Origin of the sequence: Nostoc sp. DedVER02 (assembly GCF_034530675.2) — a bacterium.
Classification (GTDB): domain Bacteria; phylum Cyanobacteriota; class Cyanobacteriia; order Cyanobacteriales; family Nostocaceae; genus Nostoc.
This window is the reverse complement of sequence record NZ_JAVRCP020000006.1, coordinates 39,628-63,738: the sequence shown is the minus strand read 5'-3', so window position 1 is coordinate 63,738 and position 24,111 is coordinate 39,628. Positions and strand designations below refer to the sequence as shown.

At 43.0% G+C, this 24,111-nt stretch carries 18 protein-coding genes and 1 pseudogene; 6 read left to right on the top strand and 13 right to left on the bottom strand.

Features of this window, described 5'->3' with window-relative positions:
• Window positions 1-45 precede the first annotated feature (45 nt).
• A complete protein-coding gene (gene mrdA, locus RMZ41_RS09440; protein WP_322640055.1) occupies window positions 46-1,893 on the top strand; it encodes a penicillin-binding protein 2 in 1,848 nt (615 codons plus the stop codon).
• 316 nt (window positions 1,894-2,209) lie between these two features.
• Complete coding sequence (gene mrdA, locus RMZ41_RS09435; RefSeq protein WP_322640054.1) at window positions 2,210-4,030, top strand: penicillin-binding protein 2; 1,821 nt, start codon at window positions 2,210-2,212, stop codon at window positions 4,028-4,030.
• Window positions 4,031-4,335: 305 nt separating this feature from the next.
• On the opposite strand, the gene RMZ41_RS09430 is transcribed toward mrdA (RMZ41_RS09435), so the two are convergent.
• On the bottom strand, window positions 4,336-5,424 hold the full coding sequence (locus RMZ41_RS09430; protein WP_322641693.1) for a RuBisCO accumulation factor 1: 1,089 nt from the start codon (window positions 5,422-5,424) through the stop codon (window positions 4,336-4,338).
• 445 nt (window positions 5,425-5,869) lie between these two features.
• Between RMZ41_RS09430 and RMZ41_RS09425 the strand changes: the two genes are divergently transcribed.
• Together RMZ41_RS09425 and RMZ41_RS09420 are read left to right on the top strand one after the other, a co-directional pair.
• The gene (locus tag RMZ41_RS09425; RefSeq protein ID WP_012407669.1) at window positions 5,870-6,064 is read left to right on the top strand and encodes a DUF2256 domain-containing protein; all 195 of its coding nucleotides are present in this window, start codon (window positions 5,870-5,872) and stop codon (window positions 6,062-6,064) included.
• Window positions 6,064-7,017 (top strand): isoaspartyl peptidase/L-asparaginase, encoded by a 954-nt coding sequence (locus tag RMZ41_RS09420; RefSeq protein WP_322641694.1) that lies wholly within the window; start codon window positions 6,064-6,066, stop codon window positions 7,015-7,017. Before RMZ41_RS09425 ends, RMZ41_RS09420 begins: the two co-directional genes overlap by 1 nt.
• On the opposite strand, the pseudogene RMZ41_RS09415 reads toward RMZ41_RS09420, so the two are convergent.
• From RMZ41_RS09415 to RMZ41_RS09400, 4 genes and pseudogenes are all read right to left on the bottom strand, one after another.
• Window positions 7,008-7,452, bottom strand: a pseudogene (locus tag RMZ41_RS09415) (DUF29 family protein). The gene RMZ41_RS09420 and the pseudogene RMZ41_RS09415 overlap by 10 nt on opposite strands.
• Window positions 7,453-7,563: 111 nt before the next feature.
• The gene (gene glmU / locus RMZ41_RS09410; RefSeq protein ID WP_322641695.1) at window positions 7,564-8,943 is read right to left on the bottom strand and encodes a bifunctional UDP-N-acetylglucosamine diphosphorylase/glucosamine-1-phosphate N-acetyltransferase GlmU; all 1,380 of its coding nucleotides are present in this window, start codon (window positions 8,941-8,943) and stop codon (window positions 7,564-7,566) included.
• Window positions 8,944-9,334: 391 nt separating this feature from the next.
• The gene (locus tag RMZ41_RS09405; protein ID WP_322641696.1) at window positions 9,335-10,576 is read right to left on the bottom strand and encodes a two-component system response regulator; all 1,242 of its coding nucleotides are present in this window, start codon (window positions 10,574-10,576) and stop codon (window positions 9,335-9,337) included.
• A 637-nt stretch (window positions 10,577-11,213) separates the two neighbouring features.
• Window positions 11,214-12,137, bottom strand: a complete 924-nt coding sequence (locus RMZ41_RS09400; protein WP_322641697.1) for a tRNA (5-methylaminomethyl-2-thiouridine)(34)-methyltransferase MnmD — start codon at window positions 12,135-12,137, stop codon at window positions 11,214-11,216.
• An 83-nt stretch (window positions 12,138-12,220) separates the two neighbouring features.
• Between RMZ41_RS09400 and RMZ41_RS09395 the strand changes: the two genes are divergently transcribed.
• The gene (locus tag RMZ41_RS09395) at window positions 12,221-13,042 is read left to right on the top strand and encodes a sulfurtransferase (protein WP_322641698.1); all 822 of its coding nucleotides are present in this window, start codon (window positions 12,221-12,223) and stop codon (window positions 13,040-13,042) included.
• 357 nt (window positions 13,043-13,399) lie between these two features.
• Here the strand turns inward: RMZ41_RS09395 and groL are convergent, their stop codons facing one another.
• Both groL and groES read right to left on the bottom strand, forming a co-directional pair.
• Complete coding sequence (gene groL, locus RMZ41_RS09390; RefSeq protein ID WP_322641699.1) at window positions 13,400-15,034, bottom strand: chaperonin GroEL; 1,635 nt, start codon at window positions 15,032-15,034, stop codon at window positions 13,400-13,402.
• Between the two features lie 113 nt (window positions 15,035-15,147).
• Window positions 15,148-15,459 carry a co-chaperone GroES gene (groES, locus tag RMZ41_RS09385; protein ID WP_190729978.1) on the bottom strand — a complete coding sequence of 104 codons (312 nt, stop codon included), beginning with the start codon at window positions 15,457-15,459 and terminating at the stop codon, window positions 15,148-15,150.
• Window positions 15,460-16,563: 1,104 nt separating this feature from the next.
• Here groES and RMZ41_RS09380 point away from each other — a divergent pair.
• Window positions 16,564-17,241, top strand: a complete 678-nt coding sequence (locus RMZ41_RS09380; protein WP_012407592.1) for a response regulator transcription factor — start codon at window positions 16,564-16,566, stop codon at window positions 17,239-17,241.
• A 76-nt stretch (window positions 17,242-17,317) separates the two neighbouring features.
• Here the strand turns inward: RMZ41_RS09380 and RMZ41_RS09375 are convergent, their stop codons facing one another.
• From RMZ41_RS09375 to RMZ41_RS09350, 6 genes are all read right to left on the bottom strand, one after another.
• Window positions 17,318-17,626: an NIL domain-containing protein gene (locus RMZ41_RS09375; protein ID WP_322641700.1), complete on the bottom strand. Its 309-nt coding sequence runs from the start codon at window positions 17,624-17,626 to the stop codon at window positions 17,318-17,320.
• Window positions 17,627-17,884: 258 nt separating this feature from the next.
• On the bottom strand, window positions 17,885-19,282 hold the full coding sequence (locus RMZ41_RS09370; protein WP_322641701.1) for an ATP-binding protein: 1,398 nt from the start codon (window positions 19,280-19,282) through the stop codon (window positions 17,885-17,887).
• Window positions 19,283-19,478: 196 nt separating this feature from the next.
• Window positions 19,479-20,456, bottom strand: a complete 978-nt coding sequence (locus RMZ41_RS09365) for a chemotaxis response regulator protein-glutamate methylesterase (RefSeq protein ID WP_322641702.1) — start codon at window positions 20,454-20,456, stop codon at window positions 19,479-19,481.
• A 101-nt stretch (window positions 20,457-20,557) separates the two neighbouring features.
• Entirely contained in the window at window positions 20,558-22,816 is a 2,259-nt protein-coding gene (locus RMZ41_RS09360) for a hybrid sensor histidine kinase/response regulator (RefSeq protein WP_322641703.1), read from the bottom strand.
• A gap of 231 nt (window positions 22,817-23,047) precedes the next feature.
• Entirely contained in the window at window positions 23,048-23,257 is a 210-nt protein-coding gene (locus RMZ41_RS09355; protein WP_322641704.1) for a hypothetical protein, read from the bottom strand.
• A 140-nt stretch (window positions 23,258-23,397) separates the two neighbouring features.
• A complete protein-coding gene (locus RMZ41_RS09350; RefSeq protein ID WP_322641705.1) occupies window positions 23,398-24,108 on the bottom strand; it encodes a chemotaxis protein CheW in 711 nt (236 codons plus the stop codon).
• Between the last annotated feature and the right edge of the window lie 3 nt (window positions 24,109-24,111).

The following is a 24,111-nucleotide window of genomic DNA, read 5'->3' as shown; positions in this document are numbered from 1 at the left end:
TAATTGTATACAGATAATACCGTTATTAGAATCATTATTTGTCTTATGTCCTTATTCCCACCAATTGGCAGCAAAAAAGATACACGTACAGTTGGACGTGGTTTCCAATCAATATTTTTAATCGTATTTACCCTATTAATGGCCACTGGCATTGAGGCTCGTTTGGCTTATTTGCAAATTGTTGAAGGGCCAAAACTCCGAGAACGAGCCGAAGCAAACCGGATTCGAATGATTGCTAAACAACCGGAACGGGGTAATATTTTTGACCGCAATGGTAAACTTTTAGCCAGTACTCGCTATCCTAGCTCTGTCTATTTGTGGCCGATGGCACATACTAAGCCTTCCTGGTCTGTGGTCGGGCCGCGTCTAGCGCAAATTCTCAATATTCCACAAGATGAAATGGAAAAGAAATTAGAACAAGCAGGTGCTAATTCTTCTTCACTCATCCGAATTGCTCGCGATCTCAATGAAGCAGAAATCACAGCACTAAAGGAGTATAAAAATGAACTCCCAGAAGTAGAAATTAATACAGATTCTGTACGTTATTATCCCCACGGTAAAGAATTAGCTCATGTATTAGGTTATACGCGAGAATTGACCGCCGACCAGTTAAAGGATAAGAAGCAGGAAGGCTATCGATTGGGAGATGTCATCGGTCAGATGGGGGTGGAAAGAGCTTATGAGAAAGCTCTACGGGGCGAATGGGGCGGTCAGCAAGTGGAAGTGGATGGTGCGGGTAGACCAATCCGGGTTATCGGGGAAAAACAGGCAAAAGCTGGTAACGATTTGCACCTGACTATAGATTTGGATGTGCAAAAGGCAGCAGAAAAAGCTTTGGGAAATCAAAAAGGTGCGATCGCCGCACTCGATCCGAATAATGGTGCTGTTTTAGCGCTGGTATCTTACCCCACCTTTGATCCAAATATTTTTTCCAAACAAAAACTTTCCCAGAAAGATTGGCAAAGCGTGCAAGGTAAAGATCATCCCTTGGTCAATCGAGCTTTAAGTGCCTTTCCACCCGCCAGTACTTTCAAAATTGTCACCACCACAGCCGGATTGGAATCAGGTGAATTCTCTCCTGATTCAATATTACAGACCTTTGGTTCTCTTACCGTTGGTGGGGTGACTTTTGGTGAGTGGAACCACGCCGGATTCGGGCCATTAGGATTTCCCAGAGCGATCGCTATGAGTAGTGATACTTTCTTCTATCAAGTTGGCAGAAAAGTTGGTGGCCCAACTTTAATCAAATGGAGCCGCAAATACGGATTTGGCCAAAAAACTGGCATTGAATTTCCCAACGAAGAATCAATAGGTTTGGTTCCAGATGAAACATGGAAGCAGAAAACTTGGAAGATACCTTGGACTGTAGGCGACACCATTAATATGTCAATTGGTCAAGGCGCTTTGCAAGTGACACCCCTACAATCCGCGATTATGTTTTCTGTCCCTGCTAATGGCGGGTATCGAGTTCAGCCGCATTTACTCAAAGACAACGAACAAGCAAAAAGTTGGCGAGAATCTTTAAATATGAAGCCGGAAACTATCAAAGTTCTCCGCGATGGACTGCGGAGGGTGGTAAGTGAGGGCACTGGTAAGCGCTTGGATGTGCCGACAATTGCCCCAGCTTCTGGAAAGAGTGGCACTGCTGAAGCCGGTGCAGGTCGCCCAAATCATACTTGGTTTGGTGCTTATGCGCCTAGTAATAAGCCAGAAATTGTAGTTGTGGCCTTTGGTGAAAACTCCGGCGAACATGGCGGTACTGTTTGCGGGCCAATGGTTTTACAAGTGTTAGAAGCTTATTTTCAGCACAAGTATCCAGGTAAGTATAAAAAACCTCTGCCCGATCCATCAGAAGCTAAAACTCAGGGTTCAGGACATAGTACTGGAGATTGAGACTAGTAGGGGCGCACAGCTATGCGTCCCTAAAATGGAATATTTTTTCACTAGAATTCCTTTAGTATGAAAAATTAAAAATGCCTTATTTCTAGTTTTTTGAAGCATTTTCAATAATATCTTTATTTCCGCCGTGCTGTACTAGCGTGCAAAATTCAAAATTCAAAAACCCTTTGGGCGAAGTAATGTAAGAGATGAGCTTATGGTATCAATCGAAAACAATTAATCACTGCCTATTAGTTTGCAGTTAAATACCTGTTAAGAATTTAGCAGAGTTGTTTACAAATAATCTTAATTTTTAAATCCTCTTTATCTTATGACTATCTTAAAACCATCTCCATTTGGCAGAAAACAAAATACACGTACAGTTGGACAAAGTTTCCAGCCAATATTTTTAATTATATTTACTTTATTGATGCTGACTGGAATCAGCGTTCGTTTGGCATATTTGCAAATTACTGAAGGAGCGAACCACCGGAAACGAGCCGAGTCAAATCGAATTCGGATGATTCCTAAGCAACCAGAACGGGGTAATATATTTGATCGCAATGGTAAACTTTTAGCCAGCACTCGCTATCCTCGTTCTGTATACTTGTGGCCGATGGCACATACAAAGCCTGCATGGTCGATTGTGGGAACACGTCTATCTCAAATTCTCGAAGTTCCTCAAGAAGAGATGGAAAAGAAATTAGAAGAGGCAGGTGCTAACTCTTCTTCACTTATACGGATCGCTCGTGACTTGAACGAAGCGCAAATCACAGCATTGAAGGAGTATCAAACGGAACTTAAAGACGTAGAAATTCATACAGAAGCCGTTCGCTACTATCCCCACGGCAAGGAACTAGCACATGTATTAGGTTATACGCGAGAATTGACAGCCGATCAGTTAAAAGATAAGAAGCAGTCAGGCTACCGACTAGGTGATGTGATTGGTCAAATGGGAATTGAAAAAGCTTATGAGAAAAGTTTGCGGGGCGAATGGGGCGGTCAGCAGGTAGAAGTGGATGGTGCAGGTCGACCACTCCGGGTTTTGGGGGAGAAACAGGCGAAACCTGGTAAAGATTTGCATCTGACCCTAGATTTAAATATGCAAAAGACAGCAGAAAAAGCTTTAGGCGATCGCAATGGTGCGATCGTGGCACTTGATCCAAAGAATGGTGCTGTTCTAGCAATGGTATCTCACCCCACCTTTGACCCTAATATTTTCTCAAAGCAGAAACTCAGTCAAAAAGATTGGAAAACTGTCCAAGGTGCGGATCATCCTTTGGTCAATCGCGCCCTCAGCGCCTTTCCACCCGCTAGCACCTTCAAAATTGTCACTACCACAGCCGGTCTGGAATCAGGTAAATTTTCTCCTAGCACAATCTTGCAAACCTACGGTTCCTTAAGTTTTGGCGGTACTCGATTCGGTGAATGGAATCACGCCGGATTTGGCCCGTTGGGTTTTGTCGGTGCATTACAGTGGAGTAGTGATACCTTCTTCTATCAAATTGGTCGTGGAGTCGGCGGCCCAACTTTAATTGAATGGACTCGCAAATATGGATTTGGTAAAAAAACTGGCTTTGAATTTGCCGACGAAGAGGCAAAAGGTTTAGTCCCAGATGAGACATGGAAGCAGAAAGCTTGGAAGATACCTTGGACTGTAGGCGACAGCATTAATATGTCAATTGGTCAAGGTGCTTTACAAACTACACCTTTACAAGTTGCCATCATGTTTGCCGTGCCCGCTAATGGTGGCTATCGAGTCCAGCCGCATTTGCTCAAAGACAATGAAGAGGCCAAAAGCTGGCGAGAATCATTAAATATGAAGCCAACAACTATAAGTGTTCTGCGTCAAGGACTGCGGAAAGTAGTAGCTGAAGGTACTGGTAAGGCTTTGAAGCAGCCAACAGTTCCTCCAGTCGCTGGTAAGAGTGGCACTGCTGAAGCCTGGAAGGGTCGTATTAAGCAAAATCATGCTTGGTTTGGTGCTTATGCACCTGCTGAACAACCAGAAGTTGCGATCGTGGCATTTGCTGAACATTCTGGTGGCGGCGGTGGTAGCATTGCTGCACCGATGATTTTACAAATTATGGAAGAATATTTTCAGCGCAAGTATCCAGGTAAGTATCAGAAACCAGCGCCTGAGAAACCATGAAATTGGGGATTGGGTATGATTATTCTCTTACCCGGTTCCCAATCCCTTTTACAACACTCAGTGCTGAGTAATGAGTAATGAGTAATGAGTAATGAGTAATGAGTAGCAAGAAGATTACGGGCTAAACGCCCCGCTTCCGCTAACAGTACTTCCGCACTATGGTAAAAGTGCCGCCCGCAAGTAGTGCGGAGTCTTTTTATATGGTGTTGGTTGATACCCGCGCATAGTGTGGGCGGTCTTTTAACTCAGCACGGGCTAAACCTTAGCTTTCCGCTAACTGAACTCTAAGCCGAGGCACTTTTCATTTATTCATCAATCTGCCAGGAATCCTTAGTTAATTCTTCATCTAAAATTTTCTTAGGACGCACAATGATAATAATTTGTCCTAGTAAGGGAATTTCTGGCTCAGTTTCAAACCACTGAAACTCTAATTCACCACCATTTTCAACCACAAAATAGCTTGAGGCATCCCATTCTCGTTTGGCACGATCTACTACAACGACAACAGGCCCCAGTTGGTTTTGGTTTTGTATGGGGAAGCGATCGCTATTCGCTAAAATCACTACTGGATCTTCTGCGGCTAACAGCACTTGCCAACCTGGTAAGGGAACCCAAGCTTGCTCTCCAGAAAATTTAACTAGGCGAAATGGTTCAATTTCGGTCAAAATCGGCACAGCTTGCAAATCTTGTCGTGATAATGGCAACTCGCCTACCACGGGCAAAATTCGGGGTAATTGTTCTTCAAATTCCAGGCGGTAAAAGGGTAAAATTGGCGCTGGACGCTGGGGAACGGTAGTAAAATCAGTTAGTAGCTGTTCGATTTTTTGCCTTGCTGCTGGCGTGTGAGCAAAGCGTAAACCTTTGGCTATCAGGCGCGATCGCTGTTGTAAATCTGCATTTTGGCGTGCCAGTTTCCAAACTTGGTGAGCAACGGCATCTCCAGGATGAGCAGAAAACCCTTCTGGCAAAGTGCGGAAATAGGAGAACTCTTTAATTGCTTTTGCGACTTCCTTCACCTCATCAGCGTCGATTTTGTGAAAGAAGATCAGTTCGGCGGCGGCGGCGCGTTCTTCTTGGGTGAGCAAACGCAGTTCGTATAAAACATCACTGCCGCGTGTGGCATAGTGCGATCGCGTTTCTTCCGCTACTCCAAACTTTTCCAAAGAATTATAAACTTGAGAACCAACAACCACCTGATTTTGTTGAATTGGCTCAAATCCAGTTGCCTCAAAAATTTCTTGGGGATTGTAACCGATTTTTAGCAACGAGGCGATCGCTGTTCCCCATTCCACCCAGTTGCCTTGTTTTTGCCTCAGCCTTCGCAGTAACTCTTGTGCTACATCGTTGGTAGCATTTTCTTCGGGATTCTGAGCGTTGGGTGGTAGATCAGTCATAAGAAAGAATACGCAGTATGGAAGAAACTCAGCGTCTTTAAACCTGAGAGGGAAGCGACACAAACGGTTTTAACCGCAGTTAATTTTAGGACTTACGCGAAACAGATGCTGTAAGGGCAATTTATCAATTACCTCTAAGAAGAAAATCTTTCTTTTCGGCTATTGTTTGCGTAAGCCCTGAATTTGAGAAGTGGATTAACACTTCATCAGCAAGTTTAATTCTAATCTAATGCAATTAGTCATTAGTACCAATGACTAATGACTAATGACCAACTATAGTTTTGTATTCACAAATACATAGCTAAAAAATAAATCTTAGGATAGATTTACATTACATTTTTTCTGTGAAACTTTACTTCCTTTGTCGGAAACTGGTTATAATTATTTTCCATCTCTTTCAGAAATCAAATTCTCATATACACACACAGTATTTATATGGATTTATATGGGACGTGTTCGTTCTAAATCTGACCTACCTACAAAAATCTGTCCGGTATGTCAACGTCCTTTCACATGGCGTAAAAAGTGGCAAGATTGCTGGGACGATGTGAAATATTGCTCAGAACGTTGTCGTCGTCGCCGTTCTGAAGCTCAAAATGAAACTAACCGCAATACAGACGCAAATAGCGCAGGGGATTAATGGAGTCACAGGTGCAACCTAAATTAATTATTCATGGAGGGGCTGGTAGTTCTCTCCACGGTAAAGGAGGATTAGAGGCGGTGCGCCGATCGCTCCATACAGTAATAGAAGAAGTCTATTCTCTGCTATTGTCAGGAGCAACTGCTTCTGAGGCGGTGGTGCATGGTTGCCAAATGCTCGAAGATAACCCCCGTTTTAATGCTGGTACTGGTTCAGTACTACAATCTGATGGCCAAATCCGTATGAGTGCTTCTTTAATGGATGGCGCATTAGGGCGGTTTAGCGGTGTGATTAATATCTCGCGGGTGAAAAATCCCATTGAGTTGGCACAATTTTTACAAAACTCGCCAGATCGAGTGTTATCAGATTTTGGCTCGGCTGAGTTGGCGCGGGAAATGCAACTTCCCAGCTATAACGCTTTAACTGATTTGCGGTTGCAAGAGTGGATACAAGAGCGCCAGGATAATTTTAAAAGCGCAATGGCTGGTGTGGTAGCAGAACCCGAACTGTTAGAAACCAGTAATGCCGGACGCGGGACTATCGGCGTTGTAGCTTTAGATGCTTATGGTAGATTAGCTGCTGGTACTTCTACAGGTGGTAAAGGATTTGAGCGGATTGGCAGGGTAAGTGATTCTGCGATGCCAGCAGGTAATTATGCTACTAGTAATGCTGGTGTTAGCTGTACTGGCATTGGGGAAGATATTATTGATGAGTGTTTAGCTCCCCGGATTGTGGTGCGTGTCACTGATGGGATGTCTCTGAAGGAGGCTATGCAGCGATCCTTTGGGGAAGCGCACCAAAACAAACGAGATTTGGGAGCGATCGCTTTAGATGTGAGTGGAGCGATCGCTTGGGGCAAAACCAGCGAAATTTTACTCGCCGCGTACCATGACGGCGAAAAAATTGGTGACACTTTGGAATGGAATGATAGTGAATTGATTGGCTACTGTTGAATAAATTCTAGCGCCTGAGTTAAGATTTCTTGCCGATCAACCATTGCGGCTAATTCTTGGGCTTTATAACGCCCTTTCCTGCGGAACGCTGCGCGAACAAAAGCTTGTAGCGCCGCTCTTTTCAGTGCCACTTGATATCCTTGTTGCAGAATATCAATTAATTCTGCTTGATTCAAGTAAAAGCCACCGGATTTGCGGCGCTTGTTTATTTTGTTGATTTCGCGCACCGTATTTTCTATCGAAACATCCCAAGAGCGAGTAGAACGTTTTTCAGCCTTTTGTTTAATTAAGTGGTATGAGCAGAATTACACCATAACTATCAATTTTATTGATTTTGTCACTGAGGCTCATTTCTTCTAACTCATCAACCAACAGCAACGCCTCATGGATTTTGCCTTGTTCTAGAAATTGCCTAAGTTCTAGCAGTTCTTCCATGTTGTATATTGAAATTTTGGCTTTACTATTAATCTAGCTAGATTAGACAAATTGCAAAAATCCTGGTTTATGCTCTCAAACCACAGAGCAATCGCTATTAACAGCGATGAATTATTTATGTTGATCTGTGGTTTCATTTTCAACACTTTTTCTTCGCCAACCTAATTTCACTACCTGACGACTACGGGCAATCACTAGAGAATCATCAGGAACATCCTCTGTGACTGTAGAACCAGCAGCGATATAGACATCATCTCCCAAGGTGAGTGGAGCGACTAAAACGCTATTGGAACCAGTTTTTGTGCGATCGCCTATTTTAGTACGGTGTTTCTTTACGCCGTCATAATTAGCAGTAATTGTACCTGCACCAATATTCACCTGATTGCCAACAACGGCATCACCTATATACGACAAATGTGCTGCATTTGTGCGATCGCCTAATTGAGTGTTTTTTAATTCCACAAAATTCCCCACACGGCAATTAGCACCTACCCGTACCTGACCGCGTAAATGGGCATAAGGGCCAATTCGGCTTCCTGCTTGCACACTACTATCTGTTATTACTGAATACTGCACTGTGACATTTTCAGCTAACTGACTATTTTTAATTAAACTCCCCGGCCCAATGTGACTTCCCCTTTGAATCACTGTGTTTCCCCGCAGGTGAGTTTGAGGTTCAATAATTACATCCGGTTGCAATTCTACAGTTTCATCAATAGTAATACTTGTAGGGTCGATGAGAGTTACACCCGCCAACATCCATTTTTCTTTGACTCGTTTTTGCAAAATTTCGTATGCTGTTGCTAGTTGCAGGCGATCGTTGATGCCGAGAATTTCTTGATAATCTTCTACATCCACTGCCATAACTTTTCCCACTTGAGTCACAGCATCAGTGAGGTAGTATTCTTTTTGGGCATTGTTTGCCTGGAGGTGGGGCAGTACCTTTGCCAAATCTGGCCACCGGAAGCAATAAACTCCAGCATTAATGCGGTGATTTTGTCTTTGAGCAGCAGTACAATCTTTGTGTTCAACCATAAGCTGCACAATGTTTTCATCGTTACAAAAAACTCGCCCGTAACCTGTAGGGTCGGGTAGGTGCGAGGTGAGAATGGTGGCAGCGTTTTGATTTTGGGTGTGAGTTTGTAACATCTGCTTGAGGGTTTCGCTGCGTATTAACGGTAAATCGCCGTTAAGGATCAGCAAATCTCCAGTGTAGTTTTCTAAGTGTGGAAGTAATTGCTGGATGGCATGACCTGTTCCCAATTGCACAGTCTGTTCGACAAACTCCAAATCGGGAATTGAATGTATGGCGGCTTGCACTTCTTCGGATTGATATCCCACAATTACGATTCGCCGGGAGGGGGAAAGTGGTTCTACACTTTCGATAACTCTCTCCACTAGCGTAAGTCCACCCAAAGAATGTAAAACCTTGGGTAAGCTTGATTTCATCCGTGTGCCGCGTCCCGCTGCTAGAATTGCTACAACTACCATAATTAGCTATCAGCTATCAGTGAAAGTGTGATTAATGCTGTTGATACTTTAAGATTTAGGCTCAAATCATACCAGCTAATTATAGAAGACTGAAATATACAATGAGTCAACCCTTTCCCTGCGGGACGCTACGCGAACGGGGAATTCAAAATGACGCTCTCTACGAGACGCTAAAAGTGTAGTTTGCAACTCTTACAGAGTACGCGGACTCGCTCATAGCGAAGCCATGCCGCAGGCTTTACGCTGCGCTATCGAAGTACATTTTAAAGCTTTATTCCATAAATAAATTCAGTTGCTCTGTATCCTTTGCGTTTTCGGTCAGGAGAACTGCTTTCGTAAAATGTGGTGACTTATAGTGCTAATTCCGGCTCATTACAGGAGGGATCAATCATTATCCAATACCTTTTCCCTCACAGGACAGAATAAACTCTGCAAACTGCTGCATTAGTTTGGGGTTACGCCAACCAGAATCTACTTCTTCTTCCATTACAGAAAGTGCTTCTGCGGAAGTAAAAGCTCTTTTGTAAGGCCGTTCGCTGGTTAAAGCATCATAGATATCAATTAACTGAAATACTTGTGCCAGATAGGGAATATCATCTCCCTTAAGTCCATCAGGGTAGCCTGAACCATCCCAGCGTTCGTGATGATGCCGAATAATGGGAATTACGCCCCGCATACTGCGTAGTGGCTGGCAGATTTTTTCTCCAATCAAAACATGCTGCTTCATAACCTCCCAATCTGCGGAGGTGAGTTGGTCTTTTTTCAGCAGCACTGCATCGGGAATACCCACCTTGCCAATATCGTGGAGATACCCACCCCATCTTAAATCTCGAATTTGGTAGCGTGAGAGGTTGAGGTATTCACCAAAAACTTGTCCGAGTTTTAACAGGCGTTCACAATGGTTGCCTGTATTGGGATCGCGACTTTCAATGGACATGGCGATGGAAAATAGTACTTGTTCGGCATGGTCTAAATCTTCGTTCAGACGCTTCTGCCGTACCAAAGACTTTACACGCGCCGCCAGTTCTACACGATCAAAGGGTTTGGTGAGAAAATCATCCGCCCCAACTTCAATCCCCCGAATGCGCGATCGCCTATCATTTAATGCTGTAATAAAAATTACTGGAATTAGCCTAGTCTGCTCATCCTGTTTGAGCAATTGGCAAACTTCAAATCCATCCATGCCTGGCATCATCACATCCAGCAAAATTAAATCTGGTTGTTTGTGAGTTACCAATCCTACAACAGTAGAACCACTGTCTGCCTCAATCACTTCGTATCCTTCCATCCCCAAGAGGGCAACAGCAGTCATCCGACTGGCGGCATGATCGTCAACTACTAAAACCTTCGGGGGATCTAAATCAAACCCATTCACTTTAGAACCTTTGACTTGTAGTGTTCTAGAAACCAATAAATCATCACCACAATTAACATCAACTTTTATCCAAGAAGACACAGCTTGGCTATCTTCAAGCATAAGATTTTCTTGAGATAAGCTTAAAGGACAAGCCTCCAGATTATTTTGCAATCCTACAGCATGATTTGAACCGATACTCTTTACTGTGCTAATGGGGTTTGATCCACTAGCAATTTGTTCTGTAAAGCCTGTATGGTTGGATTTCCATTGAATCACAAAGGCACTCCAAGTTTTTGCACAAGTTAACGGTGTCAGATTTCCAAAACAAATTTAATATTTAGCTGTATCTGAGTCCGAGTTTTCATAGAGATTATGGATGATGCTCAATCTGCCTATCTAAGTTTTTCACAACGTATATCTTTTATCTTACGAACAAGGGATATCTTGTTGTCAAATTTTTTGCTTCTAATTCCAGTATGATAAATTGGCACAAATCTTAAATCAGGTGTATTACGGAGCTTTTTCTCTAATAAAGCGCTAGAAAGCACGGAGTTGCTTGTTTTATCTCAAAATATAAAGTTTTTAGTTAGAAGTCTTTATGGTAATCATTAGATATACATATTTTTACTTACTCAGTTATCGTGATACTTAAGCACTGCCAAATAATATGTAAAACTATATACTATCATGAATTTTATTTATGTGCATCGGAAAACTCATTTACTCAGCATCTGAAAAAGAAATCAGAATTTTTGCCAATCATAGATAATTTCTTTGGGATTAAGGAGCGAGGAATTAGTTTATTGTTGCGATCGCTTAATAGCAATTCTTTGTGAAACTTGACAAAACCAGGCTGGATCGGACTTGGGGCAAAATCCCGTTATCTTCTATAGAACCTCAGTAAACAATATAACTACAAACTACCTCCCATAAAATCCCTGCCTTGTGTTCCCAATAGCCACCTTTTTCGCCAACGCGAGGTAGGTTCGAGTGAAGAGATTTGTTGTTCTTGTTGTCGCCGCATCACTATGACTTCGGTTGAATCGCTCAATTTTGGATCGCGATAGGGAATAGCAGCACGGGTTAGCAAGTGTTCTTTTTCAGCTTGCGATAGGGAAGACAGTACTGGGTAACTTTGCAACTCAGTACTCAGAGAATGGATCGCTATAGTACCAGGCGATCGCCTACCCACGGGTGGGGTAGAACCTACTACCAAACCAGCAGACAAAAGTGCTGTGCGTACAGCAGCAGCACAAGAATAGGTGGCTAATAAACCATCTTGATGTAAACACAATGAAAGTTGTTTAATAAATTCAACAGTCCATAATTGGGGACACTGTGGTGGTGAAAAAGGATCGAGGAAAATTGCATCTGCTAAGAAACCCGACTGATGTACTGATGCGATCGTAGTTCTAGCATCACCAATTAGTAGCTTTGCTTTCAGGCGAGGTGTTTGCACTTGATACTCAAAAGCTAGCTGGGACAAGATTTCAGTATAGTTACAGTTCCAATTGTCGAACAAGCGATGAGCGATCGCAGCTTGTGGCACTGCTGGATTTACTTCTAAGCAGATTACTTCCACACAACAACTAGGATTAACTGCCCAAATGGTCTCTAAAGCGGCAGCTGTGTTGTATCCTAGACCATAACAAATATCCAATATTCGCAAAACTGGTTTTTGGGCGGCTGTAGCTAGTTGAGTTGGTTCCACAAACTTGAAAAAACTCTCCTGCCTAGCTCCATAATGGCTGTGAAAGGATTCACCAAACTCTTGAGAGACAAAGGTGAAAGAACCATCTGCTGTGAGCTTAGGTGTAAAATTTTCTAAGTTTGTCATTTGTCATTTGTCATTTGTCATTTGTGAAAAACCAATGCACAATGCCCAATTCCCCATTCCCAATTCCCCATTCCCAATTCCCAATGCCCAATTCCCAATTTGTTGTTTCACCAGCTTGGTTATCTGAACATTTAGAAGATCCGCAAGTTGTTATTGTTGATTGTCGCTTTTCTTTAGCCGATCCACAACTAGGACAACAACAGTACCAAACAAGCCATATTAAAGGGTCATATTACCTAGATTTGAATCAGGATCTTTCCAGTCCAGTGGGTAAGCATGGCGGGAGACATCCTTTACCTGACCCTAATGATATAGCTGACAAATTTGCGGCGATTGGGGTAAATTACCAAAAAACTCTGGTTGTCGCTTACGATGATTCGCGCCTTGCCTTTGCATCTCGTTTGTGGTGGCTGTTGCGCTATCTCGGACATGAGCAAGTCGCAGTACTAGATGGAGGCTTTACTGGATGGCAAAAAGCTGGGTATTCTGTTACAGATGTCGTTCCTGAACCGCAAAAGGGTACTTTCGTCGCTCAAGTACAAACAGAAAAGGTGGTAGATATTACTGTAGTGAAAAGCCAGAAAGATTGCGACGAGGTAGTGTTGGTAGATTCGAGAGAAAGCGATCGCTATCGAGGTGAACGAGAACCAATTGATAAAATTGCTGGACATATTCCTGGTGCAGTCAACTATCCTTGGCAAGAAGTGACAGACTCTTCCGGCTACCTACTCCCTCAAGAGGAACAACGCCGTCGGTGGGAACAGCTAAAAACAGCCGAAGAAATCTTGGTTTATTGCGGTTCTGGCGTTACTGCTTGTGTAAATTTACTTTCTTTAGAATTAGCTGGGATTCGCAAAGGTAAACTTTATGCTGGTAGCTGGAGTGATTGGATTTCTTATTTATAAGAAGACTTCAGAACTCAGGAGCGGAGTCGGAGACGCTTCGCCTCCGGTCAGAATGGGCTAAACCTTAGCTAATCGCTAATAGGTATGAATTCTGTACGAGTGGGTGACGAATAGAGGTTAAAACCTGGCAACTCTACAAGACGCTACCGCGAACGCCCTGCTACACGCTTTCGCCCAAAGTCAAGCGAAAAAAATTAAAATATTCTCGCCTTAAAATTCCATTCCTTTATGGGTAGAGTATTTACCAATTCTGAATTCTGAATTCTGACTCCTGTTTTATAATCATTGACACAAAAAAACAGCCACCTCCATAAAGGAAGCAGCTGTTTTACAAATTATGTAACTACAAACAAACTATTAGTAATCGAAGTCTCCGCCACCAGCACCAGCGCCAGCAGGAGCGCCATCTTTAGGTTCAGGTTTGTCAACTATAATACATTCGGTTGTTAACACCATACCAGCGATGGAAGCAGCGTTTTGCAGAGCAGAACGAGTTACCTTAGCAGGGTCAACAATACCAGCAGCTAACAAATCGACAAATTCGTTGGTTGCAGCGTTATAGCCAATGTTGAAGTCTTTCTCTTTGACACGTTCAGCGATTACAGCACCATTCTGACCGGCGTTTTCAGCAATTCGCTTCAGAGGTGCAGGTAAAGCGCGAACGACAATCAAAGCGCCAATCAACTCTTCATCTTTAAGATTGCTCTTTGCCCAAACTTCCAAGTCGGGAGCAAGGTGAGCCAGAGTTGTACCACCGCCAGGAACAATACCTTCTTCCACAGCAGCTTTAGTAGCGTTGATAGCGTCTTCTAGGCGCAGTTTCTTGTCTTTCATTTCGGTTTCGGTGGCTGCACCAACTTTTACTACAGCAACACCACCAGAGAGTTTAGCAAGACGTTCTTGTAATTTCTCTTTGTCGTAGGAAGATTCGGTTTCATCGATTTGACGACGAATCTGTTCGACACGAGCTTTAACAGCAGCTTCGTTACCTTCGGCAACAATTGTGGTGCTGTCCTTGGTAATGGTGATCCGGCGAGCTTTACCCAGGCTATCCAGCTTGGTGTTATCTAGCTTCAGACCAGCATCTTCGGTAACTAGTTGACCACCAGTTAAAACGGCGATGTCTTCTAGTAGTGCTTTGCGGCGATCGCCAAAGCCAGGAGCCTTAACAGCAGCCACATTCAGCACACCGCGCAAACGGTTTACTACCAAGGTTGCCAAAGCTTCTTTTTCAATATCTTCAGCGATAATCACCAAAGGACGACCAGCACGAGCTACTTGCTCTAATACTGGTACAAGGTCTTGTACCAAAGCAATTTTCTTGTCAGTCAACAGGAGGAAAGGCTCATCAAAAACCGCTTCCATCCGTTCTGCGTCGGTGGCAAAATAGGGAGAGATATAGCCTTTGTCAAAGCGCATCCCTTCAGTGATTTCCAACTCGGTGAACATAGATTTCCCTTCTTCTAGGGAAATTACGCCTTCTTTGCCCACCTTGTCCATTGCTTGGGCAATCATCTGACCAACTTCTTCGTCATTACCAGCCGAGATCGCACCAACTTGGGCAATAGCTTTGGAATCTTCTACTGGACGGGCGTGTTCAGCAATTTTCTCTACCAGGAAGCTGGCAGCTTTGTCAATACCACGCTTCAGGGAAATTGCGTTAGCACCAGCTGCAACGTTCCGCAAGCCTTCTTTAACGATCGCATGAGCTAAAACGGTGGCAGTGGTGGTACCATCGCCCGCAGCATCATTGGTCTTAGAAGCAGCTTGACGAATCAGAGCTACACCAGTGTTTTCAATGTGGTCTTCTAATTCGATTTCTTTAGCGATCGTTACACCGTCATTAACAATTTGCGGTGCGCCAAATTTCTTTTCTAGGACTACGTTACGACCTTTGGGGCCAAGGGTAACAGCTACAGCCTCAGCCAGAATGTCAATGCCTCGTTCCAAGGCGCGACGGGCGTTTTCGTTGTAGATAATGCGCTTTGCCATAATTGTTAGTTGTCCTTTGTCATTTGTCTTTTGTCATTTGTCTTTCGTCATTTGTCTTTCGTCATTTGTCTTTTGTCATTGGCTAATGACTAATGACCAATGACTAATGACCACTAAACAACAACTGCTAAAATATCTTTTTCAGAAAGCAGTACATATTCTTCGGTACCGAGCTTGATGTCAGTACCAGCGTACTTGGAGTAAAGCACCTTATCGCCGACTTTAATTTCCAATTCCTGACGGCTACCATCATCGTTACGCTTGCCAGGGCCAAGGGCCACTACTTCCCCTACCTGGGGCTTTTCCTTGGCAGTATCGGGCAAATACAAACCACCTGCGGTCTTTTCCTCTGAAGCATTCACTTTTACGAAAACGCGATCGCTCAAAGGTTTAACTGTAGAAACGCTTAAAGATAAAGCTGCCATAATTATTTTCTCCAGAGATTAGCACTCTCAACCCCTGAGTGCTAATTTACCGAAAAGTTGCATCTAATGGCAAGAATTTCTTTAGTACGGGTTCCCGAACTATAAGAGCATCGTTCTACTTAAGTACAAATGCCTAATTATTTTTACTCTGCGGGTTCTGCTTCGTAAGTTACGTATACTTTTATATGGTTAAAGGAAGTTGAGAGTAATGAAGAGTTTTCCCAATTTTCCATTCCCTTTTCAGTCAACTTTATTTGCAAAGCTTGGAAATTGTTATAGAACTGTAATCAGGGAGCCGCCCGATAAGTAACAATACAGTGATCCAGTCAAGCCATCAAATCCCAAAAGCCACTAAGTCTCTAGAATATAAGGCCTGAGTAATGGTGTAGAAAGTTTAGGACTTGCAAAAATTCAGCGACACATTTTTATTTGCGCTGACCAGACAATTGCTAATTGCTGCTCAAAATCAGCTAGTCTGGAATCCTGGGAATACTTAAAAGAGCGACTTAAAGACTTAAAACTTGATAAGTCGCAACAGAATTATTCCTTATGCGTCTATACAACTAAAGCCAACGGCTTGCGCGTTTGTTGTTCTAAACTCATAATGGTGGTTTACATTGATGGTGTCTGGTATCGCCAAGCAAACCTGGAAGTTATTGAGCAGATCATCCAAGAACACTTAGATAGGCAATAAGGTGGTAGAAGAATATGTATTTTGAAACCATTCTTTGCCAGAAACTTCCTTAGTTTCTTGTGAACACCTCATAGAGGCTTAACAATTGAAGGATATGGAACAGCAGTAAGGTTTAAGAAAGTGCGGGTTGGTTTTAAGGTAGGGTCATCTTTAAGCCAATACTTACTTGTGAGTCAGAAGGATTATTATTTAATCAGTGTTTTTTCGCCCGTCACTTTCAATGCGATATATAATAGCGCATTATAGATACTACTGCTATACGTATCCTTGCTGGACTTTTGCTATCGAGCTATTAGTCTCTTAAAAATGCTCGGCATTTTTGAGGCTTCGAGACAGCAAAGGCAAGTTAAGTAGGAAAAAGGACACATCTCGAAATAACCCACCATAGAGGATAAATATTCAAGACTTTGATGGACCGAAGCGCGACAAGTGCCACTGCTATGAAAGAGCCCAGCATGAAAGATCACAAACGACTTCTATTGATTGATGATGACCCTAACCTCATCTTGCTGGTGAAGGATTACTTAGAATTCCGGGGATACGAAGTCATCACCGCCGAAAATGGACGTGAAGCTCTGGAAATTTTAGAGCAAGATGTTCCAGACATGATTATCTGCGATGTGATGATGCCGGAAATGGACGGATATACTTTTGTGGAACAAGTCCGGCAAAACGAACGCACCAGCTGGATTCCGGTTCTTTTCCTTTCAGCTAAGGGACAAAGTGCAGACCGAGTTAAGGGTCTGAATAAAGGTGCTGATGTTTATATGGTCAAACCCTTTGAACCAGAAGAACTCGTAGCCCAAGTTGAGTCCTCGCTGAAACAAACTATCCGTTGGAAAGAACACCAAGCTAAAGGAGGCGAAAACGGTTCCCGTATCCAGGTTCCCTTCGATGTGCAATTAACCCCAACGGAACTGAAAGTAGTCCAGTTTGTTGCTAGGGGTTTAGCTAACCGGGAAATTGCTGAAGAACTAAATGTTAGTCAGCGCACGGTTGAAAGCCATGTGTCCAATATGTTGGGCAAAACTAATCTCCACAATCGCACTGAACTAGCGCGGTGGGCGATTGAAAATCAAATGGCTTAAACAAAGTTAAAAGTTATGAGTTATGAGTTATGAATTTTTTAACTTCTAACTCTTAACTCCTAACTCCTAACTAAATTTACCAACCATCTTCTTCAGCACTGGATTGATGCAAAACTTCTAAATCCAGTTCATCTAGGTAAGTTAGGGCGCTTTCAATCTGAGAAACAGTACCTCGCAGTTCCAGATCGAAGCAGCTATATTGTGGCACGTTTGCGCTTACCTGAGCATCAGCAATAATCACTGTGATGCCATAGTGAGAAACCAGTCGTGAAATGACTGGTTCCTCATGCAAGTCTTTAGGAATACGAACCTGGATACGAGTTTGGGTGCGTCTATTATCTAAAATATCAGTATTAGATTTTACTTGTTTATTTGGAATTGCCATTCTAGCTTCCTATTCGACTTCTGGGATGAGGGTTTGGCTTTGGACGACTTCTTTTAACACTAGCGTTACTCATCCTATGCACGCAAACGGTAGCAAATGATTCATAATTCATCATTAAGATGCGATGAGATGAATTATGGATTCCTATAAAAAAGTGCGATCGCATTTAAGTGGATTATAAACTTATTAAGTTATAAGTTAACTTTGTTGAAAAATGAATAAACACCTTAGAGAATAATTCTCCGGTGAAATCTTAATTTAAGTGTTGCTTTTATGATTAACAGATAATGCTATTGGAATTTCGATCGCAAATTCAGTTCCATAGCCAAATTCAGATTTTAGCTGGATATTTCCCTGATGTTTCTCAATAATTTGATGGCTAATTGCTAAACCTAGTCCCGTTCCTTTATTGATAGGTTTAGTTGTAAAAAAAGGATCGAATATCTTGCTTTGAATCTCAGAATCTATTCCATTACCGTTATCTCTAAATGTAATGATGACTGTTTCTAATTTAGTTACTTCAGTTTGAATTACAATTTGCTTTGGGATTTGATTATCTAGCTCTAGTAAAGCATCAATGCCATTACTAAGAATATTCATGAATACTTGGTTGAGTTGTGCTGGATAACATTGAACTGGTGGGAGATTTCCATATTTTTTAATAATCTCAATTTTTGGTTGTAGTCGATGATTTAAAAGTAATAAAGTACTTTCAATACCTTCATGAATATTCACAGCTTTTTTATCTGACTGATCGAGTCGAGAAAAGTTTTTTAGGGACAGCACGATGTCACGAATTCGATCGGTTCCTATCCTCATAGATGAAAGAATTTTTGGTAAATCATCAATGATGAAATCAATATTAAAATCGCCAAATTTTTCTTCAAATAAAGAATAGGAATCTGGATGTTCTTGTTGATATAGTTGGATTAAATTTAAAAGACAGTTTACATGGTTATTCAGATGATTAAAATTACCATGAATAAAATTAACAGGATTATTAATTTCGTGCGCTAAACCTGCAACCATCCGGCCCAAGCTAGACATTTTCTCTGTCTGGATCAATTGAACTTGGGTAGCTTGTAATTCTCGTAAAGTATTTTCTAACTGTTGTGCTTGAAGTTGGGCAGTAGCAGTTGCAGTAGTGAGTGCTTTGAGGTTATTGTAAGCTTTGGAATGATAACGAATGCGGGCAATTAACTCAACTGGATCTGGTAATTTGATTAGGTAGTCATTAGCGCCTTCAGTAAAAGCTTCTGCTTTGAGCTTTGCTTCTTCTTTACTGGATAACATGACGATTGGTACATCACGAGTTACTGGATGAGAGCGAAACCAACGCAATAACATTAATCCATCGATATCTGGCATGATCATATCCAAAAAGATCACCGTTGGTTCTATGGCGATCGCATCTTGAATTGCTTTAGCTGGATTACTTGTATAGTGAAGGGAAATATCTGTTTCTGTCGCAAGCATCCGACGGAAAGCTTCGCTGATAATTACCTGATCGTCAATTAGCAAAAGTCTGACTGTAGATATTTTGGCATTCAGAATAAATGGCGCAGCTTGTGGAGTTTGTGGTTGACTCCAGTTTGGTGGTGATAATCTTGCTGTCTTTGGAGATATTTCTAAGAGTGCTGTTTCTTGCAGGTTCATTTAGTACCTCTAAATAGGTCTTTGTTTTTAATACTACAAACTAGCCAGTTAAATCTACTAATCGGCAATTGTCGCAATTATATCTCCGTATTTGAATGCATTAGTGTTTTGCAATACTTCGCAAAGGTGTTTTAAGTATCTGCTTTCATACACATATTTTTATTCGAAGTATAAAACAAAACTAATTGATTAAGCATTATGCCGTAAATTTGATGCAGGCTGATGCGATCGCCTCAACTGGCAAAACCTCTACCGCAGCTTTTAATTCCACTGCTACTTTCGGCATACCATAAACAACGCAAGTTTTGCGGTCTTGAGCAATAGTATGCCAACCTGCTTCGCGCAATTGTTTTAAGCCTTGAGCGCCATCTCCACCCATCCCCGTTAGCAACGCCCCAACCCCCTTTCCAGTCCAATTTTTAGCCACACTCTTGAAGAAAACATCAACTGATGGACGATAGAAAAAATGTAGTGGTTCTTTGTCATAGGCAAAGGTGAGGTCGGGACGCATCACCAAATGAAGATTTGTGCCAGCAAGCAGAACTTTACCAGGCTGTGGTGTAGAGTCTGCGATCGCTAGTTGCACAGCCAAAGGAATTTGCTCATTCAACCAGGCGGCAAAACCTTGGACAAATTGGGCATCTATATGTTGAACAACAACCACCGCCGCTGGAAAGTCTTGGGGAAATTGGGAGAGAATAGTTTTCAATGCCTGGGGCCCACCAGTGGAAGACCCCATCACAATTAGAGGTGGAAGTGATTTTGAGTGATGGACAGGCAGCGATCGCCGATGTGAAGATTTGCCAATTAAACGGGCGATCGTGGCAATTTTATTTAGTAGCCCATCATCACCTAAGATTGGCGTATTGATGGCATCCAAGGCTCCATAGCCCATTGCTTCAAAAATCTTGGCTGCATAGCGATTAACGCTAGCAGTTACCATCACAATCGCGCAGGGAGATTGGCTCATGATATGGCGTGTAGCTTCTACTCCATCCATACTGGGCATCAGCACATCCATCAAAATCAAGTCAGGAGTATCAGCCGCACACTTACTCACAGCTTCCGCACCATCGTAGGCAACCCACGCCAGCTTATAACCTGGTATTTTTACCACAGCCCGCCGCAGTGCCTCTACAGCCATCAACATATCGTTAGCGATCGCAATTCTCACAAATTATCGCATTTCTCCAAAATAACCCTAAAAATACAATAGATAGAAACCCAGATTAAACCTTACTGTCTTAATTACGAATTACGAATTACGAATTACGATCAAGCCTCTCCAATTAAATCAATCACCGCCTTTAACAGAGTGTCATCATGAAAGCTGCTCTTAGTTAAGTAATAGTCTGCACCTGCTTCTAATCCTTGCAGTCGGTCTTCTTCCCGGTCTTTGTAAGAAACTATAATCACAGGTATTTGCTTCAACTTGGCATGAGTTTTTATCTGGCTGGTGAGTTCAAAGCCGTTCATTCTAGGCATATCAATATCTGTCACCACCAAGTCATAATCGCCGCTACGGATTGCATTCCAACCATCAATACCATTAACCGCCACTTCCGCTTTGTAACCATTGTTTTCCAAAAGTTTGCGCTCCATTTCGCGCACAGTGATCGAATCATCCACCACTAACACTCGCTTGTAAGTTTTGGTAACTGCCTGATGAGCAGACTGATTTACCTGAGAAAGTTGTCCGGTGGAAAACACCTTCGCGATCGAACGTACCAAATCTTCAACATCGACAATTAACACTGGAGAACCATCATCCATCAGGGCGGCGGCACTAATGTTTGGGACTTTACCAAGACGAGGATCTAAGGGTCGGACAACCAAATTGCACTCACCGAGAAACCGATCTACAACTAATCCGTAACGATTGAGGCGATCGCTAATTACAATCACTGATAAAGATTCTATATTCACCGCAGGCGAGGCTAACTCTAAAACTTGACTTGCTAAAATCAACTCCACAGGTTGATTATTCATCACGAAAAATGGGCGATTTTCCGATACAGCAATCTTAGACTTCGATAATATCAACACCTGTTCAATGCGCGTTAGCCCAAAAGCATAGGGTTCGCCAGCAATTTCCACCAACAGGGTGCGAATCACAGATAACGTTAGCGGTAACTGCAAGTGAAAGGTCATACCCCTTCCCAACACAGAAACCGCCCGTAGTGTGCCGCCAACTTCCCGGACTGTGCTATGGGCGATATCCAGCCCCACACCTCTACCCGAAATTTCGGTGACAATTTGGGTTGTGGAGAAACCAGGCAAAAACAAGAATTCCATCAACTCAACTTCGGTAAGTTGGGCTGCCATTTCCGGGTTTGTCAGTTGTTTGCTGATCACAACTTGGCGCAAAAACTCAATATCGATTCCCCGCCCATCATCTGCAACGGTGATAAACAGCATTCCGGCGCGATGGGTAACTTCAATCCGAATAATTCCTTCTTCTGGCTTTCCTGCTGCTAGACGCTCCTGGGGCGTTTCAATGCCATGATCGATCGCATTCCGCAGGATATGAGTCAAGGGAGCTTCCAGACGTTCTAGAATATCTCGATCTACCAAAGTAGACTTACCAACGATTTCCAGTTTCACCCGTTTACCCAATTGTCTCGCTAAGTCGCGCACCATTCGCGGAAATCCCTGTCCCCCATCTGCAAAGGAACACATTCGAGTAGCAATAACTTCTTGATATAAGCGCTGGGCAAGATTAGCAGAACGCTGAGAAAATTGTTCTAGTTCGTTTTGGCGATCGCTCATCATCTGGTAACATTCATGAGCTTTTTGATGAGTTGCACTCAAGGTTTCTTTAATTTGCCGATTCAGATGATAGTTGCCCAATAACTCTTGTAACTTCTCCAGTAGATTGGACAATTCCCCCTGATTGCTTCTCAGTTTCAGCAAAGAGTTTGCAAATGGTTCTAATAAATTCGCCTCAACTAAAGACTCTCCTGCTAAACCCATTAAGCGATTCAAATTTTCAGTACTCATTCGCACCGCCCGATTTTGGGTGATGCCCAGTTCTTCTAATGGGGATGGGGAAATAAGGATTGTCTGTTGGTTGTCTTCTAACTGCGCTGTTGTGATTAGGGGATGAATTTCTGTAGAGGTTGGCTGTGGAGTTAGGATATTAGCGATCGCACTTATCAATGATTGAATGCCAACATCTTCTAACAGCTGCAAATTTGGGTTGGCTGTAACCATTTGAGCTATCCGCAAGAGCATATCTACCCCTTGCAGCAATACATCAATGCGATCGGCAGTTAAGGTAACTTTTCCCTCTTGAGCCGCCACAAAGCAGTCTTCCATGACGTGAGCAAGGTTGACAGCCGGATCGATTTGGACAATTCGTGCAGCGCCTTTGATGCAATGGGCTGCCCGCATTAAAGCTGCCAGTTCTGGTTGGGGATCGGGCTTAGTTTCCAGTGCCAACAGGCGATCGTTCAATACCACAACTTGGGCTTTTACTTCCATGTTGAATAAATCAAGCAAGGAAAGATTGCTAACATCAAATTCTTCTAACATTACTACACCTTCCTAGAACACCGATTCATTAATCCTGGAAGAACCTCTCCCCCAACCCCAATACTGCTCGCTTTGTCCATTTTTAACTCGGAATTGGGTTTGGGGAAAAGGTTAAAGGGTAAAGGTTAAAGGTTTTTTCTTTCCCCTTTCCCCCGCCCCTTATCCCCTTCTTGGAACCCCACCTTCCCCTTTTCCCCAAAACCCGACAAGTATTGCCCCCAACCCCCTCTCCTACGAGGCTACGGTGGTGTACACAAGTCTCTTGATCTGCACGTTTGTTGCATTGCCCTGCACGTTTGTTGCATCGCCCTGCACCTTTGTTGCATTGCCCTGCACCTTTGTTGCATTGCCCTGCACCTTTGTTGCATTGCCCTGCACGTTTGTTGCATCGCCCTGCACGTTTGTTGCATTGCCCTGCACGTTTGTTGTATCGACTCGCACCTTTGTTGCATCGACCTACAAAAATTAACCCACCCTACATTCCGCAGCAACTTTAAAAGACTTGTGTACACCACCGTAGCCTACGAGGAGAGGGGAGTTTAGCTCCCCCTTCCCTTGTAGGGAAGGGGTTAGGTCTTTGATTACAGCACCTTCCTAGCCAAGGTGGTGAATAATAATTCATCATCCAAATAGCTGACAGATCGCTCCATTTGCGATCCGCTAGGTTGCCAGTGAAATAATCCTTTTGTATAAGTTTGAGTCAGACTCTTAGGCGGATCTTGTAACTCATCCCGGTGAAATCGGTGTACTCCATAAAGTTCATCTACACCAAACACCCAAGTTTTATCTGCCTTTTCCAGCACCACCATGCGCGAATACACCACTGGACTGAGCGTTTGTACTGCTGTATCGGCAGTTTCCAGATTCAAAAGATCGCTCAAAGAGATACACAATAGTAATTCGCCTCGGATACTTACCAATCCCCGTAAGATTTGGTTGCTGCGATGCGGTATGGTATGAACCACGTTCGCAGGAGAAATTTCCTTGAAGATTTGGGCAGAAAGTGCCAGCCATTCCCGTTGTAGACGAAAAATTACAACCGTGATTTGAATGGTGGCTAAAGTATGGGATATCTGGGAATTGTCATCAGTTCTAGATTTAGCCAGTAACTCAGTCCACTGATGGCGATAATCTTCAGGTATGGAACGCTCTAGCAAATAGCGTCCAGCAGTGGAGTAAACGGGACAATTGCGGCAATGGGTATAGGTGGCTAATTGCGGACAGGAGCGATCGCCCTCAATGCCGATAGAATTCCAACAACGTTCAATTTTTAATGGCGTAGTGGGGTTCATAAG

Coding starts and splice junctions, on each gene's coding strand:
- mrdA (WP_322640055.1), top strand. CDS start 46: ATGTCCTTATTCCCACCAATTGGCAGCAAAAAAGATACACGTACAGTT.
- mrdA (WP_322640054.1), top strand. CDS start 2,210: ATGACTATCTTAAAACCATCTCCATTTGGCAGAAAACAAAATACACGT.
- RMZ41_RS09430 (WP_322641693.1), bottom strand. CDS start 5,424: ATGACTGATCTACCACCCAACGCTCAGAATCCCGAAGAAAATGCTACC.
- RMZ41_RS09425 (WP_012407669.1), top strand. CDS start 5,870: ATGGGACGTGTTCGTTCTAAATCTGACCTACCTACAAAAATCTGTCCG.
- RMZ41_RS09420 (WP_322641694.1), top strand. CDS start 6,064: ATGGAGTCACAGGTGCAACCTAAATTAATTATTCATGGAGGGGCTGGT.
- glmU (WP_322641695.1), bottom strand. CDS start 8,943: ATGGTAGTTGTAGCAATTCTAGCAGCGGGACGCGGCACACGGATGAAA.
- RMZ41_RS09400 (WP_322641697.1), bottom strand. CDS start 12,137: ATGACAAACTTAGAAAATTTTACACCTAAGCTCACAGCAGATGGTTCT.
- RMZ41_RS09395 (WP_322641698.1), top strand. CDS start 12,221: ATGCCCAATTCCCAATTTGTTGTTTCACCAGCTTGGTTATCTGAACAT.
- groL (WP_322641699.1), bottom strand. CDS start 15,034: ATGGCAAAGCGCATTATCTACAACGAAAACGCCCGTCGCGCCTTGGAA.
- groES (WP_190729978.1), bottom strand. CDS start 15,459: ATGGCAGCTTTATCTTTAAGCGTTTCTACAGTTAAACCTTTGAGCGAT.
- RMZ41_RS09380 (WP_012407592.1), top strand. CDS start 16,564: ATGGACCGAAGCGCGACAAGTGCCACTGCTATGAAAGAGCCCAGCATG.
- RMZ41_RS09375 (WP_322641700.1), bottom strand. CDS start 17,626: ATGGCAATTCCAAATAAACAAGTAAAATCTAATACTGATATTTTAGAT.
- RMZ41_RS09370 (WP_322641701.1), bottom strand. CDS start 19,282: ATGAACCTGCAAGAAACAGCACTCTTAGAAATATCTCCAAAGACAGCA.
- RMZ41_RS09360 (WP_322641703.1), bottom strand. CDS start 22,816: ATGTTAGAAGAATTTGATGTTAGCAATCTTTCCTTGCTTGATTTATTC.
- RMZ41_RS09350 (WP_322641705.1), bottom strand. CDS start 24,108: ATGAACCCCACTACGCCATTAAAAATTGAACGTTGTTGGAATTCTATC.